The sequence below is a fragment of the Sphingomonas gei genome, from assembly GCF_004792685.1.
Lineage (GTDB): Bacteria > Pseudomonadota > Alphaproteobacteria > Sphingomonadales > Sphingomonadaceae > Sphingomonas > Sphingomonas gei.
The window spans coordinates 678,133-696,926 of sequence record NZ_SRXT01000002.1 but is presented as its reverse complement, the minus strand read 5'-3'; the positions used below and the strand labels follow the sequence as shown (position 1 = coordinate 696,926).

Below are 18,794 nucleotides of genomic sequence, written 5' to 3'. Positions count from 1 at the left end.
GCTCCCCTCCGGGGGCGGGTGTAGGCGATTACCGGGTCAGCGTGCCAGCGCCGAAACGAACGCGCGTGCCCGCTCGCCGACCTCGGCGGCGGTCAGGCCGGGCTTGTACAGCGCCGAGCCCAGACCGAACCCGGCGGCGCCGGCCTCACGCCAGGGAGCCATGTTGTCGGGGGCCACACCGCCGACCGGGAGCAGCCGCAGGTCCTTTGGCAGCACTGCGCGCATCGCCTTGAGGATGCCGGGGCTCGATCCTTCCGCCGGGAACAGCTTGAGCGCCGTCGCACCCGCGTCGATCGCGGCGAAGGCCTCGCTCGGCGTGGCGATGCCGGGCAGCGACACCATGCCGGCGCTTGCACTGGCGGCGATGACCGCGATGTTCGCGTTGGGCGAGATGATCATCGTGCCCCCCGCCGCGCGCACCTGCTCGACCTGGCTTTCGCGCAGGACGGTGCCGGCACCGATCACTGCCCGGCCTTCGAACCGGCGGGCGAGCCGGGCGATGCTGTCGAGCGGATCGGGCGAATTCATCGGCACTTCGATCAGCGTGAAGCCGGCGTCGACCAGCGCGTCGCCGATGCCTTCGACTTCGTCGGGCTTCACGCCGCGCAGGATGGCGATCAGCGGGCAGCGCGCAAAGGCGGCGTCGAAGGCGGCGATATGGCTCATTGCTTCACAATCTCGTTGATGCCCGCGACGAACGCGGCGTGGCTGTCGATCAAACGCGCGGCGCGGCCATTGGCCTCGATCGCCGCCGAATAGAGGCCGCCGAGCGCTGGATCGGCAAGGATATGGACGGTGTCGTGCCCCGAGGTGGCAAGCCGCGTGGCGACATCGGTGCCAATCAGCAAGCCCGAGGCATAGGAGGTGGCGTCAGCATCGTCGCGTCGGCCCAGCAGCTTTGCGGCCCGGATACCGAACAGCGAAGCCGCGAGATCCCGGCGTTTGCCTTCCTCCACGCCTTCGAGGAATGCGGCGCCGAGCGTGACGTCGCCGTCCAGCTGCGCCGCCAGCAACCCGTGGGTGCGCAGCAGCGAGAACAACTCGCCGGTCATCGCGGTGACGAAATCGGCGATCCTGCCGTGCTCCATCTCCACCCATTTGCAATGGGTGCCAGGCTGCGCGAGCAGCGAACTTGCCGGAACCAGCCCCGCCGCGACTGCGCCGAGAAGCTGAACTTCCTCGCCGCGCATGACGTCCGGCCGACCGCCGACCAGGGTCGAGATACCGGGGACGATCGCGGTGCGGCCATCGATCCACAGCAGCCCCGCCGCCACCTCGGCCACGCCGGCAGGCGCAGCGACATAGGGAGCCGGCCGCCAGCCGATGTTGGAGCCGACCATTCCGGCAAGCAGCATCGGCAGGTCGCCGAACCGCTCGCGGATCGCCGCGGCCTCCGCCGCGAAGTCCTCGACCGCGGTAACGCCGTGATGGTCCCGCTCGGTCCGCGCGACCGCGCCGCCGTCGATCAGGAACACGCGCCGATTGGTCGTGCCCCAGTCGACGGCGAGGAAGCGGCTGCCGAAACTCACCACCAGGTCGCGTACAATGCGATGAGGATGAGGATCACGCCGACGCTGGCGATATTAAACGCGCCGGTGGTGCGGAAGCTGACGCCGTCCATCCGCACTCGGTTGGCGTCGCCGCGGCCGCGGAAGACCAGTGATACGACCATCGCGAGGAACAGGCTGACGACGAAAACGAACATCATCCGGTTCATGAACGGAAAGAGATAGTCGTTCAGCGCGTCGGGCAGGAAGTCTGACGGGATGCCTTTCTTCAGTATGTAAGATAGCAGCACCGACGTGACCGCAGCGACGATCGCGCCGGCTTCGGTAGCGGGCTTCCAGAACAGGCCGAGCAGGAAGATCACCGTGATCCCCGGCGTGAAGAAGCCCGAGAATTCCTGGATGAACTGGAAGGCCTGGTCGGACTGGCCGATCAGCGGCCTGGCGGCGATGATCGCGATCACCACCGCAATCGCGGCGACGATGCGACCGACGAGGACGAGATGCTTTTCCTGCCCCTCGACCACGGCGATGCCGTCCTCGCCGCGCGTCTTCATGCCGCGCGCCTTGGCATAGAGATCGAGCGTGAAGATCGTCGCGATCGAATTGATCTTGGATGCAGTCGACGCGATGATCGCCGCGATCAAAGCCGCGAAGACCAGGCCGAGCAGCCCCGGCGGCAGCAGCTTCATCATCGTCGGATAGGCTTCGTCGGGCTTTGCGAGTTCGGGGGCGAGCACCACCGCGGCGATGCCGGGCAGCACGATGATCACCGGCATCAGCAGCTTGAGATAGGCGGCGAACACCACACCCTTCTGCGCTTCGCCGAGGTTCTTCGCGGCAAGCGCACGCTGGATGATGTACTGGTTGAAGCCCCAGTAAGACAGGTTGGCGATCCACATGCCGCCGACCAGCACGGCGATGCCCGGCAGATCCTTGTAGAAGGGATTGTCCTGCGCGAGGATCATGTCGAAATGGCTCGGGACGCGTTCGGTCAGCACGCCGAAGCCGGCGAGAACGCCCCGATCGCCACCGATCTGGTTGAGCGTGAGATAGGAGACGACGAGGCCGCCGAGCACGAGCAGCGTCACCTGGACGATGTCGGTGAGCGCGACCGCCTTGAGCCCGCCATACAGCTGATAGAGCAGCGCAAAGCCGCCGAGCGCGATCAGCGCCGCGGTCTGGTCGACGCCCGCCACCTTGTTGACCGCGATCGAGCCCAGCCAGATGATCGACGTGAGGTTCACGAAGACATAGAGCGCGAGCCAGAACACCGCCATCAGCACCGGGAGCACGCGGCCGAACCGCTGCTCGAGGAACTGCGGCATCGTGTAGATTTCGTTCTTGAGGAAGATAGGCAGGAAGAACTTGCCGACGATCAGCAAGGTCAGCGCCGCCATCCACTCATAGGACGCGATCGCGAGGCCGATCGCATAGCCCGATCCGGCCATGCCGACGATCTGCTCGGCGGAAATATTGGCCGCGATCAGCGACGCGCCAATCGCCCACCAGGGCAGGGATTTGGAGGCAAGAAAATAGTCCGACGTGTCTTTGGAATGCCCGGCTTTTTCTCGACTAACCCACTGGGCAAGACCGAAAATACCGATAGCGTAGACGATCACGACGATGAGATCGATCTGCGAGAGACTCGTCATCCAGCTTCCTCCCTGCCCCCGAGCGCCGGCGGCTCGTGCCGCGCTTTCTGCCCGCCGCGCCACCTTCAGCGGCGACGTGGTTCATTTATCGTATTTATTGGACTTGTCCAGCGCCGGCACTCCGCTAACGTGGGTCAAACAATGACGAGGAGGGGTCCCGACATCTTGTCTGGGCCGATCGAGAGGCGACGGGGGATGGCAGTCAACTATCCGACTCTAGGTGCGGAGGACGCGCGGCCCCAGCTCGGCCGCAACCTCACGTATGGCATGCTCGACAGCTTGGGACGCGCAATCGTCACCGGCCGTTACGAGAGCGAAGCCTTCCCGACCGAGGCCGAACTGGCCAAGCAGCACGGCGTCAGCCGATCGGTGACGCGCGAGGCCGTCAAGATGCTCACTGCCAAGGGGCTGCTCAGCGCCCGCCCGCGCCAGGGCACGGTGGTCCAGCCGGCGACCAACTGGAATTTGTTCGACACTGACGTGCTGCGCTGGCTGCTCGAGCGGCAATTCTCGATCGATCTGCTGCGCCAGTTCAACCAGCTCCGCGTCGCGATCGAGCCCGAAGCGGCGGCGCTGGCGGCGCGCGTCGGCACCCCCGACGAGCTAGCGCGGATCACCCAGGGGCTCGAGCGGATGGTCGCCGCCGAACAGGGGCTGGAGGATACGCTCGAGGCCGATATCGCCTTTCACGTCGCGATCCTGCGCGCCTCCGGCAATCCCTTTTATGCACAGTTCCGGGATGTCGTCGGCACCGCGCTGCGCACTTCGATCCGCTTCACCAACCGCCTCAAGGGCCGCAGCGCCAACGTCGCCGATCATGCCGCGGTCCGCGACGCGATCGCGGCGCACGATCCCGACGCGGCACGCGCCGCGATGCGCGCGCTGATCGGCGACGTGCTCGATCTGATCGACGATGTCGAAGCGCGGACGGTAGAGGGCTGAACCTTCGCGTCGCGGCCTGCCGGCCCTGCGCGCAAGGGCTGGTTCAGCCAACCTCTACCAAGGATGGACGCTAAGGGGCAGAAATGGCGCGGGAAGCGCATCAGGCCGGGGCACACGCCACCAGACCCGCAGAATAATATGCGGTTTCCGGCGCTTAACCGTCTTCGACTTCTCCTATGATGGCTTGATGACCGACGCGTCGGACCCGCGGGGGCGAGGGACGGGTTCGCGGCGGCCGGCTCGGCGGGTGCTCTGCCGGGACCATAGGTACGGAGCCTTTGATGTCGTTGCAGAACATCCCCATTTCGCGAAAGCTCGCCGGCGCCTTCGCCGCGCTGATCGTGATCTTCGCCGGCGTCGGCGCGATCGTATTCGTCAACCTCTCCACGCTGGCCAGCGCGGGCGACGAAAAGGAACGCTCGCTTCGCGCGCTGGAGATCAGCCAGAAGCTGCTCACCGGCGTGCTCGAGCAACAGAATGCTGCGCGCGGCTTCGCCATCCTGGGCAAGGACGAGTTCTTCAAAACTTATACCGAGAATGGCGAGAAATTCTTCAAGACGGTCGACGAATTCAAGGAATATTCGACGTCGAAGGAACAGCATGATCGCGCCGATCGGCTGATCGTCAACGTGAAGACGCTGCGCGAGAAGCTCGACAACATCATCCGGCTCGCACGCAATCCCGCGACGCGCGGCGAGGCGGGCGAACTTTCCGGCGTCAAGATGCTCGGCGAGATTCGTCCGCTGATCAAGGAAATCGCGGATACGCAGGAAGAGCGCGTCGAGGAAAAGATTGCACATGAGGACGCGGCCGTCGCTTCAGCCACCTGGGCGATCTGGATCGGCGGCGCATTCGCAGTGGCGCTCGCGATACTGCTCGGCTGGCTGCTCTCGCGCGGCATAGCGGCGCCGGTGGCGCAGATGACCGGCGTGATGAACAAGCTGGCCAGCGGCGACAATGCCGTGGATATTCCCGGTACGACGCGCGGCGACGAGATCGGCGCGATGGCCAAGGCAGTGCTCGTGTTCCGCGAGGCGGCTGTCGACAAGCAGAAGACCGACGCGGCCAAGAAGATCGCGGACGCCGAACAGCAGCGCGTGATCGAAACGCTCGAGGCCAATCTGGGCAGGCTGGCGCAGGGCGACCTGACCAGCGAGATCGAAGAGGCGTTCGCGCCGACCTATGAATCGCTCAAGGTCAACTTCAATGCCGCCGCGTCCGAGCTGCGCAACCTGATCGGCACGGTGATGGAGAGCGCGATGACGATCCGCACCGGCTCGGGCGAGATCGCCCAGGCCTCGGAGGATCTCGCGCGCCGCACCGAAGCCAATGCCGCGAGCCTCGAACAGACTTCGGCGGCGGTGACGCAGATGGACGGACGCCTCAAGGCGACCGCGGCTTCCGCCGGCCGCACCGTCGAGCGTGCCGACGGCGCGATCGCCACGGTCTCCGGCGGCCGCGCGATCGCCGACCAGGCGGTGCAGGCGATGGGCCGCGTCGCGGACGGTGCCAAGGGCATCGATTCGGTCATCGAGGGGCTCGACAAGATCGCATTCCAGACGCGGGTTCTCGCGATGAACGCCGCCGTCGAAGCCGGCCGCGCCGGCGAAGCGGGCCGCGGATTTGCAGTAGTCGCGGACCTTGTCTCCGCACTCGCGATGCGCTCCGAAGAGGAAGCAGCACGCGCGCGCGATCAGCTGACCGCCACGCAGACCGATATCGTCGCGGCGGTGGAGATGGTCAGCAAGGTAGACCATGCGCTCGCCGACATCTCGGGCGACGTGAGCGAGGTCCATGCGCTGCTCGGCCAGATGGCCAGCGACAACCAGGCCCAGTCGACTGCGATCACCGAAATCTCGATCGCGATCGGGACGATGGACCAGTCGACTCAGCAGAACGCCGCGATGGTCGAAGAAACCTCGGCGGCGGCGCGCAACCTGAGCGGTGAAGTCGCCGCGCTCAGCGAGCAGGCGTCCAAGTTCAACGTTGGTGGCGGCGTGCGCCCGGTGACGGTACGCGCGAGCGCCCCGGCGAAGCCCGCAGCCAAGGCTGCAGGCTATGTCTCGCCGGTGCGGGCGCTTCCCGTCACTGCAATGGCGAACGGCGGCGGCGACTGGGCGTCGTTCTAGAACCCTCTGTTCCCCGGCGAAGGCCGGGCCCCAGTTGCCGACAATTCGCGCCGGCGGGATGCCCTTGCCTGTTCGCCGATACTGGGCCCCGGCCTTCGTCGGGGAACAGAGTGCAAGAAGGCCCGCTCTCAAATCCTACCCCGCCTCGCGAGGAAAGACTGGTCACTTCATCCTGATCGTATCGATCACCCCGTCGTCCCGATACTGGATCGGCTGGATCGCGACGCGGCGCTCGCCGTTATAGGGTCCGTCGCCGATCTGCCCTTCCCAGCGGTGATAGGCGATGTACCATTTGCCGTCCTTCGGGTCCTCGAAGAAGCTGTGGTGCCCCGGCCCGCGATAGCGCTTGTCGCCGACGAGCAAAGGTCCGCCATAACGCCACGGCCCGGTCGGCGACAGCGCTACGGCGTAGTGGATCTGATAGCTCGCATCGTTCCATCGCCCCGCCGAATAGGACAGATAATAGATGCCCTTGCGATAGTGCATGAACGCGCCTTCGGTGAAGTTGGGCGGGGTTTCCACCTTCACTTCATGGTCGATGCTGACCATGTCGGGCTTGAGCACCCAGGCCCGCAACTTCGCGCCGGCGCTGCCGCCAGCATAGAGATAGGGTGTCTTGGTCTTCGGATCGACGAACACCGCAGGATCGATCGCTTCGAAGCCGTTGCCGCCGGTGACTAGTGGCTTGCCGCTATCGGTGCAGGGCCCCGCCGGGCCCTTGCACGTGGCAACGCCAATTCGGCTCGGGGTCGGGTTCTGCGGCCCGACCGAATAATAGAAATGCCAGCTGCCGTTCGCCTGGACCATGTCGGGCGCCCAGAGGAAATGGCGTACGCGATCGTCATCCGCCCAGGCCACGTCCTTGAGGCGGACCAGCGGCTCGCCGCGCGTCCATTTGACCTTGTCTGGCGAGGACCAGACCGACAGGCTCTCGTCGCCTCCGGTGGTATAGATCCAATATTGCCCGTCGGACACCTCGATGTCGGGATCGGCGCCGGCGAAGACCGACTTCACTTCCTGCGCGGATGCTGCCGACGGAATCCCCGCCAGCAGCACCGCGAACAACAAGCCGCGCATCACTTGCCCGCTGCGGGGACCATCCCGCGCGGCGAAGTGGCGAGGCGCCTGATCAAATCGACTTCGGCCTGACGATACGGCTTGCCGTCGAAGTAGAGGATGTCGTGGAACCAGATCGTCGGCTCCTCATAGGTGTAGGGCTTCTTCCAGCTGTCCCACGGCAGGCGGGTCTGCATCTTGCCGTCGACAAAGCCCCAATTGTACATCGCGATGTTGAGCTTCTTGCCGATCGGCAGCGTGTTGTCGAAGGTCGAGCCGTTGCCGCGCGCCATGTACTCGGTGCACCAGACCGGGCGGCCATAGCTCAGCATCTGGCGTGCGCGCTTCTCGAACGTCTCCGCCCAGCTGTAATCGTGGAAGCTGAGCACGTCGGACTCGCGGATCTGGATCTTCTCGACGGCGTCGACCTTGTTCAGATCGTCCCAATGCTCGCCGATCCAGACGCCCGAAGTGAGCGGCTGGACGGGGTTCGCGGCGCGCGCGGCGTCGAACAGGCGGGGCAACAGCAATGCGACATATTTGTTCTTGTCCGGAGTCGGCTTGTAATTGCCGCCGCCGCCATTGTTGGGCTCGTTCCACACGTCCCAGCCGACGATGCGATCGTCCTTGGCAAACGTCGTGACGACGTCCTTCACATAGGCTTCGAGCTTGCCGTATTGCGACGCGTCCTTGAGGCGATCGGCGCCAGGCGACTGCAGCGAGCCCGAATTGTGGACGCCGGGGATCGGCGGATGCTGCGGGCCGGCGACCGGATTGGGATCCCAGCAGCTGTCGAAGAAGATCCACAAGGTCTTGATCTTGTGCCTGGCCGCGATCGTCATGAATTCGTCCATGCGGCGCTTGAGGCCGGCGGCATCGGTCTCCCAGAGCAGATGGTGCAGGTTCACCCGCATCACGTTCATCCCCATCGCCTCGGCCCAGCCGAGCTCGAGGTCGATGCGCTTGGGATCCCAGGTTTCGGCCTGGAACATCTCGAGCTGGTTGATCGCGGTGGCCGGCGTGTAGTTGGCGCCGACCTGCCAGGGCTGCGTCGCATGCCATTTATTGGCCTGCGCCTTGGTCCACTGATCGCGGGCCTCGGCGGGGGAAACGCCCGCGACGAAGGCGAGCGCGGTCGCCGAGAGAAGGAAGCTACGACGGATCATCTGGTCTCTCCCCCGGATCAGCGGCGCGCGGCGGTGGCGCCGCTGCCGAACTTGTACGTCATGATGTTGCGATAGGTCTGGCCGGGCTCGAGCCGCGCCTCGGGGAAGCCCTTCTGGTTGACCGCATCGGGGAAGATCTGCGGCTCCATCACGATCGCGTCGCCCTCACGATAGATCTTGTCGGCCTTGCCCGAGAAGGTGCCGTTGAGGAAATTGCCCGAATAGAATTGCAGCCCCGGCTGGTTCGACCACAATTCGAAGCTGCGGCCCGAGACCGGATCGGAAACGCGCGACATCAGATGCTGGGTGTTGGTGACCTTGCGGCCGATCACCCAATTATGGTCGTAGCCGCGGCCATAGACGATCTGCTTGTCGCTGGCGTCGCGGACGCGGTCGCCGATCGCGCGCGGCTTGCGAAAATCGAACACGGTGCCGACGACGGGGCGGAACACGCCGGTCGGGATCAACGTCTCGTTGACCGGGGTGATCGAGTCCGCCGGGATGGTGACGATGTGCCCCATCGCGCCGTTGGCCGAGCCCTCGCCCGACAGGTTCCAATATGCGTGGTTCGAGATGTTGACGATCGTCGCCTTGTCGGTGGTCGCGACATATTCGATCGTCAGGTTGTTCGCCTCGTCGAGCGCGTAGGTCGCGTCGACGGTCAGCGTGCCGGGATAGCCCTGATCGCCATCGGGGCTGACATAGCGCAACGTCACCGACGCGGTCGGGCCGTTCTTCACCGAGACGACCTGCCACAACACCTTGTCGAAGCCGGCGCTGCCGCCGTGGAGCGAATTGACGCCGTCGTTGAGCGGGGTCTGATAGTCGCGGCCGTCGAGCTTGAAGCGGCCGCCGTCGATGCGATTGGCGAAGCGGCCGACCGTGGCGCCGATGAAGTTGGGATATTTCAGATAGTCGCCGATCGTATCATGCCCAAGCGCGATATCGGCCTTCTTGCCGGCGCGATCGGGCAGCACCAGCGACTGGATCGACGCGCCATAGGCGATGATGTTCGCCGATACGCCGCGCGCATTGGTGAGCAAAACCGCATCGATGGTGCGGCCGTCGGGAAGCTTGCCGAAGGTACCGCGCTTGGCGGTGGCGGCGTCGGCGGGAGCGGCGATAGCCATGGCGGCGACTACTCCCAAAGCTGCGAAGGTCTTCATCGTCTCTCTCCCTCGATTTTTTGTTTTGATCAGTGCCGGGTCAATGGCTGTCGCGCGGAATGCCCTTGGTCTGAGCGATCCGCTGATATTTTACCGCCATCTCGAACACCGCGCCGGTATCGAACTGGCCGACCAGGTTGCGATGGATTTCCTGCCACGGCGTCTGCGCCTCGGGCACGTAATCCACCGCGAGCGCTTCGCGGCGGCGGGCGATCTCGGCATCGTCGACGAGCATGTTCGCGGTGCGGTTCCTGAGATCGATGCGGATGCGATCGCCGGTCTGGACCAAAGCGAGCCCGCCACCGACCGCGGCTTCGGGCGCCGCGTTGAGGATCGAGGGCGAACCGCTGGTGCCGGACTGGCGGCCGTCGCCGAGGCAGGGCAATGCGTGGACGCCCGCCTGGATCAGCGCGGTGGGCGGGCGCATGTTGACGACTTCGGCGCCGCCCGGATAGCCGACCGGGCCCGCGCCGCGCATGATCAGGATCGAATTGGTGTCGATGCCGACCGAGGGATCGTCGATGCGGTGATGATAGTCCTCGGGGCCGTCGAATACGACCGCGACGCCTTCGAACGCTTCGGGATCGTCGGGATTGCTGAGATAGCGGCTGCGGAACTCGTCCGAGATCACGCTGAGCTTCATCACGGCGTTGTCGAACAGATTGCCCTTGAGGACGGTCAGGCCCGCCGCCGGCTTCATCGGTGCGTCGAGCGGGAAGATCACGTCGGTGTCCTCGCTCTCGGCAGTCGCGACATTGTCCGCGACGGTCTTGCCGTTGACCGTCAGTGCGCTGCCGTCGATCAGCCCGGCGCGGAGCAATTGCCCCATCACCGCAGGCACGCCGCCGGCGCGATAGAAATCCTCGCCGAGATATTTGCCGGCGGGCTGGAGGTTGACCACCAGCGGGATATCCGACCCGTGCGCTTCCCAATCGGTCAGGCTGAGTTCGACGCCGATATGGCGCGCGATCGCGTTCAAGTGGATCGGCGCGTTGGTCGAGCCGCCGATCGCCGAATTGACTCGGATCGCGTTCATGAACGCCGTGCGGGTCAGGATGTCGCTGGGCTTGCGGTCATTGAGCGTCATCTCGACGATCTGCAGGCCGGTACGGTAGGCATTTTCCTGCCGGTCACGATAGGGCGCGGGGATCGCCGCCGAGCCGGGCAGCGACATGCCGAGCGCCTCGCACAACGAGTTCATCGTCGTCGCGGTGCCCATGGTGTTGCACCAGCCGGTGGACGGCGCGGAAGAGGCGACCAGCTTGAGGAATCCCTGATAATCGATCTCGCCCGCAGCGAGCATCTCGCGCGCCTTCCACACGATCGTGCCCGAGCCTGTGCGCTCGCCCTTGAACCAACCGTTGAGCATCGGGCCGACCGACAGCGCGATCGACGGGATGTTGACCGTCGCCGCCGCCATCAGCGCAGCGGGGGTCGTCTTGTCGCAGCCGATGGTCAGCACGACACCGTCCATCGGATAGCCATAGATCGTTTCGACGAGGCTGAGATATTGCAGGTTGCGATCGAGTCCGGCGGTCGGGCGCTTGCCGGTCTCCTGGATGGGATGCGTACCGAATTCGAGCGCGATCCCGCCCGCGTCGCGAATGCCCTCACGCAAGCGATCCGCCAACACGAGATGATGCCGGTTGCACGGCGAGAGATCGCTGCCGGTCTGCGCGATGCCGATGATCGGCCGGCCCGACTGAATCTCGTCGAGGCTGATGCCGAAATTGAGATAGCGCTCGACATACAGCGCAGTCATGTCGGGATTGGCAGGATTGTCAAACCAGGCGCGCGACCTCAGCGGCGGACGACCGCCATTCGAACCGTTTTCCGCGTCGCTCATTCACCTCTCCGGTGGGGTAATTGTCTTTACAGAAGCACCGCTTTTGTTGGCCCCAGCGGTGCTTGCGGGCTTGATACCGGCAGTCTCGGGCAATAGGAAGAGCATATATATCTTATAAAAGGAAGGCAGAGGATGGCGGAGACCAATTCGCAGCGGATCCGGCTCGGGCTGGTCGGGATCGGCAAGATCGCACGCGATCAGCATCTCCCTGCCCTCGCGGCCGACGACCGCTTCGAACTGACGGCGACCGCCAGCCGTAATGCACAACTCGACAACGTCCCCGGATATCCCGACGTCGCCGCAATGATCGCCGGTGGGCATGATCTCGATGCGGTTTCGCTCTGTACGCCCCCCGACGGGCGCTACGAGCAGGCGGTGATCGCGATCGATGCCGGGCTCCACGTGATGCTGGAAAAGCCGCCCGCGACGACACTGACCGAGATCGCGGCGCTGGCCGATCGCGCCCGGGCGAAGGGGGTCGTGCTGTTCACTACCTGGCATTCGCGCGAAGCCGCGGGCGTCGAGCCGGCCAAGGCATGGCTCCAGGGCAAGCGCGTCGACGCGGTGCGGATCACCTGGCGCGAAGACATCCGCCGCTGGCATCCCGGGCAGGAATGGATCCTCGCCGCGGGCGGCTTCGGTGTGTTCGACCCCGGCATCAACGCGCTTTCGATCGCAACGAAGATCCTGCCGGATCCGCTGTTGCTCGATTCGGGGTGGATGGACGTGCCCGAGGGCGGCGGCTCGCCGCTCGCCGCCGAACTCAAGATGCGCAGCGGCAATGCGAGCGTGGATGTCGTGCTCGATTTCCTGCAGACGGGGACGCAGACCTGGGACATCGAAGTCGACACCGACACAGGCACGCTGCGGCTGGGCATGGGCGGCAGCATCCTGCACCTGCCGGGCGAAGAACAGCAGAAGGCGCCCGACCGCGAATATCCCCGGCTCTATGCCCGATTTGCCGAGCTGGTCGCCGCGGGCGAAAGCGATGTCGACGTTCGCCCGCTGCAGATCGTAGCCGACGCCTTCATGATGGCCGAGCGCCGGATTATGGCACCGTTCGCCTTTTAAGCATCGCCCTCCTTTGAGGGAGGGCTGCGCGGGAGGCCGGGGGACGCAAGTTCCTCGGCCTTCTTCTTTTCCGGCGCGGCTTTGCTATGACCCCTTGCAACCACTAAGGAGGGGATCCCGGAATGTCGCTGCGCAATGCGCTGCTTCTGCTGGCTACAATCGGTGCTTTGCCTGGCGCGGCGCTTGCCCAAGCCGCTGCCGAGGTGAGCCCGCGTGCGGCGGTCGATGCGGCGACGAAGCTCGCCCGCTGGCAGTTGGCGCGGATGCGCGACACCAGCCACATCTCGCGCGCCGGCGGCGAGACGGGCAACCCGCGGGCATGGGAGCAGGCGGCGTTCTGGGTGGGCATGACCGCGCTCGCCGATCACGGAGCGCCGGCGGACATCGGCAAGGCGATCCTCGATATGGGGCGCGCCAATCAATGGCAGCCAGGCCGCCTGCCCTTTTTCGCCGACGATCACGCAATCACCCAGAGCTATCTCTGGGCAGCGAAGCACGGCGCAGACCCCGATGCGTTGCGCCCCGTGCGCCGCGTGTTCGACAATGTCGTCGATAACGCCCCGCGCGTCACCCTCGCCTTCGTGGTTCCGGAAAAGGGGGGATACGGCGCCACCGAGTGCCTCGCACGCTGGTGCTGGTGCGACGCGCTGTTCATGGCGCCGCCGGCGATGCTCGAGCTATCGAACCAGACCGGTGACCGGCGCTACCGCGACTATGCGTTGCGCGAGGTCTGGGCGACGGTCAACTTCCTCTACGATCCGGCGGAGCGGCTCTTCTATCGCGACAGCCGCTTCTTCGACCGGCGCGATGCCAAAGGCCGAAAGATGTTCTGGAGTCGCGGCAATGGCTGGGTGCTCGCCGGGCTCGCGCTGATGATCCCCAAGCTGCCGAAGGGCGATCCCGACCGGAGGAAGCTCGAGGCATTGTTCGTCGAAATGGCGGGCAAGGTAAAGGCGACACAAAAGGCCGATGGGTTTTGGGCGCCTTCGCTGCTCGCGCCCGAGGATTCGCCGCCTGAATCGAGCGGCACGGGGTTCTACACCTTTGGACTCGCCTGGGGCATCAAGGCGGGGTTGCTGCCGCGCGCCGAATATGCGCCGGCGGTGCGGAAAGGCTGGGTTGCGCTCGCCCGCTCGATCCAGCCCGACGGCCGGCTCGGCTGGGTGCAGCAGGTCAGCGATCGGCCCGAACAGGTGCTGGCGACCGACACGCAATATTACGGCGTCGGCGCGTTCCTGCTCGCGGCAACCGCAGTCGCGGATTTGAAGCTCGACTGATACCGCCGAATTAGTGCCCCGAGTCTTCTCAGCACTCTACCTTTCGTTCGCTCGGGGTGTGCGGCTGGATACAGGGGTGCGTCGGATAGGCCTCGAGATCCAACTCGGTCGCCTCGCGAACGACTTCGACGCGGTCGCCGGCGTCCTTCATCTCGTAGAGCTTGCCGAGCGCCAGCGTGAACGGCCGGTGGAGGACCATCATCAGGCGGCCGTCGAACGCGCGGAACAGCATGCCGTGGCCACTGTCGCGGCGGACCAGAGGATCGAGTTGCTCCCACGGACCTTCGAGGCCGCCCGATTTCGAGCGCGCGATCGACTGTACATAGCCGCGCTCGCCATAGCTCGACCACAGCATCACCAAAGCGCCGGTGCCGGTGCGGTAGAATTCGGGGCCATCAGTGACCCAGACGGTGTCGCCATCAGGCTGGCGCTGGCCCCTGGCCCAGGGCGCTTGATTGGCGCGGAACAGGATGCGCGGCGGGCCCTCGGCGGCGAGACTGTCGTCGAGCGGGATCGCCTCGATCGTGCCGACCCTGGTCTGGAGCCACTCGTGCGCGTAGACGAGCCACGGCTTGCCCGCGGCATCGACGTGGAGCGTCCCGTCGAGGGTCATGCGCTCCTTCGGCGCGATCGGCTCACCGTTTCGGACCACGCGATACGGGCCATCGACCTTGTCGGCGACCGCGAGGATAGTGCCGCGGCGATAGGGCTTGCGGCTGCCCGCCGGTGGCAGCGTCGCGGCCTCGTCGTGGAAGGTAGTGAAGAGGTAGTATTTGCCTTTCCACGCATGCACTTCGGGCGCCCAGGAACCGCTCTTGGCCCAAGTTCCCTCGGGGAGTGCGAACGCGACGCGCGGGCGAGTCCAGTGTTTGAGATCCTTGCTGGTGTAGACCATCGTACCGAGCCGGCGATCGCCGGTCATTGCGGTCTCGTTGCGGGTAAACAGGTAATAGGTCCGGCTGGCCTTGTCGGCGACTATGAAGGGGTCGTGGAGCTGCATCTGGGGCAGCAGCAGCGGCGCCTCGGCGGGTTTCTGCTGCGCGGCGGCGGGCGTCGTGAGGAGGACGGCGAGCGCGGCTAACAGGTGCTGGAGCTGCATGCTCTTCCTTCCCTTCACGCCCGCTCGGCCGCGATCTCCTCGAGCGACTTGCCTTCGTTGCGCGGCGCCCAGACCAGTCCGATCACCCCCGAGGCGATCAGGAACCCGGTGAGGATCCAGGCGAGCGTGGTATAATCGTAGGAGGCGAGCCAGGGCACGAAGAAGCTCCAGATGCCGAGACTGATGCGCACGATCGCGAAGGTCAGACCCTGTGCGGTGGAGCGGATCGTGGTCGGGAAGAGTTCGGCGGACCAGAGCTGGAAGAAGCTCTGCGCGCCGAAGCCGCCGGCGACACCCATGATGACGACATGGAGGATGTAGACTTCGAGCGTGAAGCCGAAGATCGCGAGGATCCCCATGCCGACGACGTGCAGCGCCGCGGAGATGCCGAACAGCAGGCGCTGATTGACCTTGTCCGACAGCGTCATGAAGATCGTGAGGATCGAGATCATCCCGATCAGGAAATAGGCCGCCGGCACGATCGTCGCGACCCATTCGGGCAGGTTGTGCTCCTTGACCAGATACGGCGTGAAGAAGCCGTTGAAGCCTGCCCACAGGTTCCAGAAGCCATACATCGACGCGAGAAACAGGATCGCGCCGAGATAGCGCGGGCTGAACAATTCGCGCCAGCCGCGGCTCGCCGGCTGGCCGACCGCGGCGGCCTGCGCCTCCTCCCAGCGCTCGGACTCGCGCATCCGCGAGCGCAGGAAGGTCAGCGCGATCGCCAGCACTGCAAGGTGCGCGAAGATCCAGCGGACGCCGGTGATCCCCCATGGCTGGAGGAAATAGGCCGCGACGAGCACCGCCACCGGCCCCAGATACCAGAGCAATTGCGCGACGCCCGAATGCGCGCCGCGCTTGTCGTCGGGCGCCTGCTCGGCGATCAGCGACCAGGACGCGGGGATGTCCGCGCCGACCGCGAGGCCGACCAGCACGAAGCCCAACACGATCATCCACGGCGCCGAGGCGAAGACGAGGAACAGCATGCCGAACGCGTAGAAGATCATGTCGAACTGGTAGATCTTCTTGCGGCCGAACTTGTCGCACAGGATGCCGCCGATCAGCGCGCCGATGCCCGCCGATATCGCATTGGCGCTGAACGCGCCGATCAGCCCGATGAAGCCGTCCGACAGGCCGTAGATCTGCTTCCACAATCCGAGCGCCACCGAGCCGGCGACGATCGAGCCCGCGTCGATATAATTGGCGAGCCCCGCGAGGATCGTGTTGCGCCACTTATGGTCCTGGGTGTCGCTCATATGTCCCTCTAGACGTCCAGCCCGAGCCGGTAGATGCGGTTGGCGTTGCGCGCCCAGAGCGCGCGGCGCTCGGACTCGCTGAAATCGGAGGTGATCTCGGCATAGGCGTCGAGATGCTGCGCGAAGCTTCCGAAGAGCTTGTCGGTCGGGAAGTCGCTGGCGAACATTGCGCGGTCGTCGCCGAACAGTTCGATCGCCTCCAAGACGTACGCTCGCGCCTGATCCAGGGACCACGGGCGATGCGTGAAACCCATGCCCGAGAGCTTGGTGGCGACATTGGGCAGCGCCGCGAGTGCGCTCATGCCGGTGCGCCACTGGTCCCATTCGCCGGGGACGGCCATGCCGGTGTGGTTGATCACGACCTGCGTTTCGGGGTGCCGCGCGATCAGCCTCGCGAGACCGGGGAACTGGCCGGGATAGGCCTGAAGATCGAAGCTGAGGTCATATTTGGCGAGCAGTCCGAAGCCCTTCTCCCACGCCGCGTCCTGCGTGACGTCGCGCGGAGTGTAGCTGCGGCGCGGATCGGCGTGCCAGTTGACGATGTGGCGAATGCCGCGGACGTTGGGATGCGCGGCGTGCGCTTCGAGCAGCGCCTCGACGTTCGGGTCATCGAGGGCCGCGAAGGCGATGATCGCATTGGGCATGCCGCGATCGACAGCGATGCCCTGCAACCATTCGGTTTCGGCGAGCGCGGCGCCGGCCTCGGCGCCCGCATCGACATGGACGATGCCGCGGACGTCCCAGCCCGATGCGTCGGCGAGATAATCGTCGAGGAGGTAGGTCCTGGCGATCGGCTCGACGCTGCCGTTCGGGCCGTCATCGGCGAAGGGCGGCGTCAGCCAGGGATAGGCGATGCGATCCAGATCCCAGAGATGCACATGGGCATCGATGAACGGCAGATCGCGCGCCATTTTCCCCTCTCCTTATCGTCGTCCCGGCGAAAGCCGGGATCTCGTGCCGCACGCCGTTCGCTTGCCGCCTGAGATCCCGGCTTTCGCCGGGATGACGGTTGTCAGTACGTCGTCCGCCCGCCCGAGGTGTCGAAGGTCGAAGCGGTGGTGAAGCTGCATTCCTCGCTCGCCATGAACAGGATCATCGCGGCGCTTTCCTCGGCTTCGCCGAGCCGGCCCATCGGAATCCTCGAGCGCATGTAATCGACCTGACTCGGCGGAAGCTGATCGAGGATCGGGCTCTCGAACGTCGCCGGAGTCAGCGCGTTGGCGATGATGCCCTTGCCGGCCAGCTCCTTGCCGAGCGACTTGGTGAGGCCGATCACGCCCGCCTTGGAGGCCGAGTAAGCCGAGGCGTTGGGATTGCCTTCCTTGCCGGCGACCGAGGCGACGTTGACGATGCGGCCATAGCCGTTCGCCAGCATCACCGGGACCACTTCGCGGCAGCAATAGAACAGCCCGTTGAGGTTGATGTCGATCACGCGCTGCCAGCTGTCGAGCGGATATTCGTGCACCGGCGCGGTCGCCCCGGTGATGCCCGCCGAATTTACCAGAACGTCGATCCGACCGAGTGCCGCCGCGGTGTCCCTGGCGGCCTGCGCCACTGCCGCAGGATCCGAGACGTCGAGAGCGACGAGGTGCTTCGCGCCGATCTCGCCGGCGGCCTGGGCAAGCGCCTCGGCATTCATGTCCCAAAGCGCGACCTGGCCGCCTTCGGCGATGAAGCGGCGCGCCACTGCGAGGCCGAGGCCCCCGGTGCCGCCGGTGATGACTGCGGTGCGGCCTTCGAAACGACCGGAATAAACGGTCATTCGGCCACCCATGCGACGAATTCCTGGCGCTGCTCGCCGAGCTTTTCGATGCCGAGCGTGACGACGTCGCCCGCCTTGAGATACCAGGGTTCGGGCTTCTGGCCGAGGCCGACGCCGGGAGGGGTGCCGGTGGTGATGATGTCGCCGGGCTCGAGGATCATGAACTGCGAGAGATACGCCACGATCTGCGCGACGGTGAAGATCATCGTCCTGGTCGAGCCGTCCTGCTTGCGCTCGCCGTTGACGTCGAGCCACATCTTGAGGTTCTGCACATCGCCGACCTCGTCGGCGGTGACCAGCCAGGGGCCGACGGGTCCGAAGGTCGGGAAGCCCTTGCCCTTGTCCCAGGTCATGCCCCGCTCGGTCTGCCAGTGGCGCTCGGAAACGTCGTCGACCACGCAATAGCCGGCGACGTGGTTCAGCGCGTCGGCCTCCTCGACATAGGAAGCGCGCTTGCCGATGATCACGCCGAGCTCGACTTCCCAATCGGTCTTCTTCGAATCTCTGGGGATCGTCACCGGGTCGTTCGGCCCCTGGATGCAGGTCACCCATTTCTGGAAGACCACCGGCTCCTCGGGAATCGGCAGGTTCGATTCGGCCGCGTGATCGGCGAAGTTGAGGCCGATCGCGACGAACTGGCGCGTGCCGGTGACGCAGGCGCCGTAGCGCGGATTGCCATCCACCTTGGGCAGCGAGGCCGGGTCGATCGCGGCGAGCTTGGCCAGCCCCTCGGGCGAGATTTCGGCGGGGCCGACATCGGCGATGACGCCCGACAAGTCGCGGATCGCGCCGTCGGCATCGATCAGGCCGGGGCGTTCGCTACCGGCGGGTCCAAAACGGCAGAGTTTCATGGGATCAGGTCTC

At 65.6% G+C, this 18,794-nt stretch carries 16 protein-coding genes; 4 read left to right on the top strand and 12 right to left on the bottom strand.

Annotation, left to right across the window (positions count from 1 at the left end; translation table 11 throughout):
- Positions 1 to 36: 36 nt before the first annotated feature.
- From E5A73_RS07210 to E5A73_RS07200, 3 genes are read right to left on the bottom strand one after another with little or no spacing between them, the layout of a single operon-like run.
- On the bottom strand, positions 37 to 666 hold the full coding sequence (locus tag E5A73_RS07210; RefSeq protein WP_135963097.1) for a 2-dehydro-3-deoxy-6-phosphogalactonate aldolase: 630 nt from the start codon (positions 664 to 666) through the stop codon (positions 37 to 39).
- Positions 663 to 1,535: a 2-dehydro-3-deoxygalactonokinase gene (locus E5A73_RS07205; protein ID WP_135963096.1), complete on the bottom strand. Its 873-nt coding sequence runs from the start codon at positions 1,533 to 1,535 to the stop codon at positions 663 to 665. Before E5A73_RS07205 ends, E5A73_RS07210 begins: the two co-directional genes overlap by 4 nt.
- Entirely contained in the window at positions 1,526 to 3,160 is a 1,635-nt protein-coding gene (locus E5A73_RS07200) for a sodium:solute symporter family transporter (RefSeq protein WP_135963095.1), read from the bottom strand. Before E5A73_RS07200 ends, E5A73_RS07205 begins: the two co-directional genes overlap by 10 nt.
- 195 nt (positions 3,161 to 3,355) lie before the next feature.
- On the opposite strand from E5A73_RS07200, the gene E5A73_RS07195 reads away from it, so the two are divergent.
- Both E5A73_RS07195 and E5A73_RS07190 read left to right on the top strand, forming a co-directional pair.
- A complete protein-coding gene (locus E5A73_RS07195) occupies positions 3,356 to 4,102 on the top strand; it encodes a FadR/GntR family transcriptional regulator (RefSeq protein ID WP_135963094.1) in 747 nt (248 codons plus the stop codon).
- A 281-nt stretch (positions 4,103 to 4,383) separates the two neighbouring features.
- On the top strand, positions 4,384 to 6,231 hold the full coding sequence (locus E5A73_RS07190) for a HAMP domain-containing methyl-accepting chemotaxis protein (protein ID WP_135963093.1): 1,848 nt from the start codon (positions 4,384 to 4,386) through the stop codon (positions 6,229 to 6,231).
- A gap of 162 nt (positions 6,232 to 6,393) precedes the next feature.
- Here the strand turns inward: E5A73_RS07190 and E5A73_RS07185 are convergent, their stop codons facing one another.
- From E5A73_RS07185 to E5A73_RS07170, 4 genes are read right to left on the bottom strand one after another with little or no spacing between them, the layout of a single operon-like run.
- On the bottom strand, positions 6,394 to 7,308 hold the full coding sequence (locus E5A73_RS07185) for a family 43 glycosylhydrolase (RefSeq protein ID WP_135963092.1): 915 nt from the start codon (positions 7,306 to 7,308) through the stop codon (positions 6,394 to 6,396).
- The gene (locus tag E5A73_RS07180) at positions 7,308 to 8,453 is read right to left on the bottom strand and encodes a cellulase family glycosylhydrolase (RefSeq protein WP_135963091.1); all 1,146 of its coding nucleotides are present in this window, start codon (positions 8,451 to 8,453) and stop codon (positions 7,308 to 7,310) included. The genes E5A73_RS07185 and E5A73_RS07180 overlap by 1 nt, the downstream gene beginning before the upstream one ends.
- Positions 8,454 to 8,470: 17 nt before the next feature.
- Positions 8,471 to 9,619: an aldose epimerase family protein gene (locus tag E5A73_RS07175; RefSeq protein ID WP_135963090.1), complete on the bottom strand. Its 1,149-nt coding sequence runs from the start codon at positions 9,617 to 9,619 to the stop codon at positions 8,471 to 8,473.
- A 40-nt stretch (positions 9,620 to 9,659) separates the two neighbouring features.
- Positions 9,660 to 11,465: an IlvD/Edd family dehydratase gene (locus E5A73_RS07170; RefSeq protein ID WP_135963089.1), complete on the bottom strand. Its 1,806-nt coding sequence runs from the start codon at positions 11,463 to 11,465 to the stop codon at positions 9,660 to 9,662.
- 132 nt (positions 11,466 to 11,597) lie between these two features.
- Here E5A73_RS07170 and E5A73_RS07165 point away from each other — a divergent pair, with 132 nt between their 5' ends.
- Together E5A73_RS07165 and E5A73_RS07160 are read left to right on the top strand one after the other, a co-directional pair.
- Positions 11,598 to 12,536: a Gfo/Idh/MocA family protein gene (locus tag E5A73_RS07165; RefSeq protein ID WP_135963088.1), complete on the top strand. Its 939-nt coding sequence runs from the start codon at positions 11,598 to 11,600 to the stop codon at positions 12,534 to 12,536.
- A gap of 122 nt (positions 12,537 to 12,658) precedes the next feature.
- Entirely contained in the window at positions 12,659 to 13,813 is a 1,155-nt protein-coding gene (locus E5A73_RS07160; RefSeq protein ID WP_135963087.1) for a glycoside hydrolase family 88/105 protein, read from the top strand.
- Positions 13,814 to 13,841: 28 nt separating this feature from the next.
- Here the strand turns inward: E5A73_RS07160 and E5A73_RS07155 are convergent, their stop codons facing one another.
- From E5A73_RS07155 to E5A73_RS07135, 5 genes are all read right to left on the bottom strand, one after another.
- The gene (locus tag E5A73_RS07155; protein WP_135963086.1) at positions 13,842 to 14,912 is read right to left on the bottom strand and encodes a glycoside hydrolase family 43 protein; all 1,071 of its coding nucleotides are present in this window, start codon (positions 14,910 to 14,912) and stop codon (positions 13,842 to 13,844) included.
- Positions 14,913 to 14,926: 14 nt separating this feature from the next.
- On the bottom strand, positions 14,927 to 16,168 hold the full coding sequence (locus E5A73_RS07150; protein WP_135963085.1) for an MFS transporter: 1,242 nt from the start codon (positions 16,166 to 16,168) through the stop codon (positions 14,927 to 14,929).
- Positions 16,169 to 16,176: 8 nt separating this feature from the next.
- The gene (locus E5A73_RS07145; protein WP_135963084.1) at positions 16,177 to 17,079 is read right to left on the bottom strand and encodes an amidohydrolase family protein; all 903 of its coding nucleotides are present in this window, start codon (positions 17,077 to 17,079) and stop codon (positions 16,177 to 16,179) included.
- A 101-nt stretch (positions 17,080 to 17,180) separates the two neighbouring features.
- Positions 17,181 to 17,930, bottom strand: a complete 750-nt coding sequence (locus tag E5A73_RS07140) for an SDR family NAD(P)-dependent oxidoreductase (RefSeq protein WP_135963083.1) — start codon at positions 17,928 to 17,930, stop codon at positions 17,181 to 17,183.
- Positions 17,927 to 18,781: a fumarylacetoacetate hydrolase family protein gene (locus tag E5A73_RS07135; protein WP_135963082.1), complete on the bottom strand. Its 855-nt coding sequence runs from the start codon at positions 18,779 to 18,781 to the stop codon at positions 17,927 to 17,929. Before E5A73_RS07135 ends, E5A73_RS07140 begins: the two co-directional genes overlap by 4 nt.
- Positions 18,782 to 18,794: the final 13 nt, after the last annotated feature.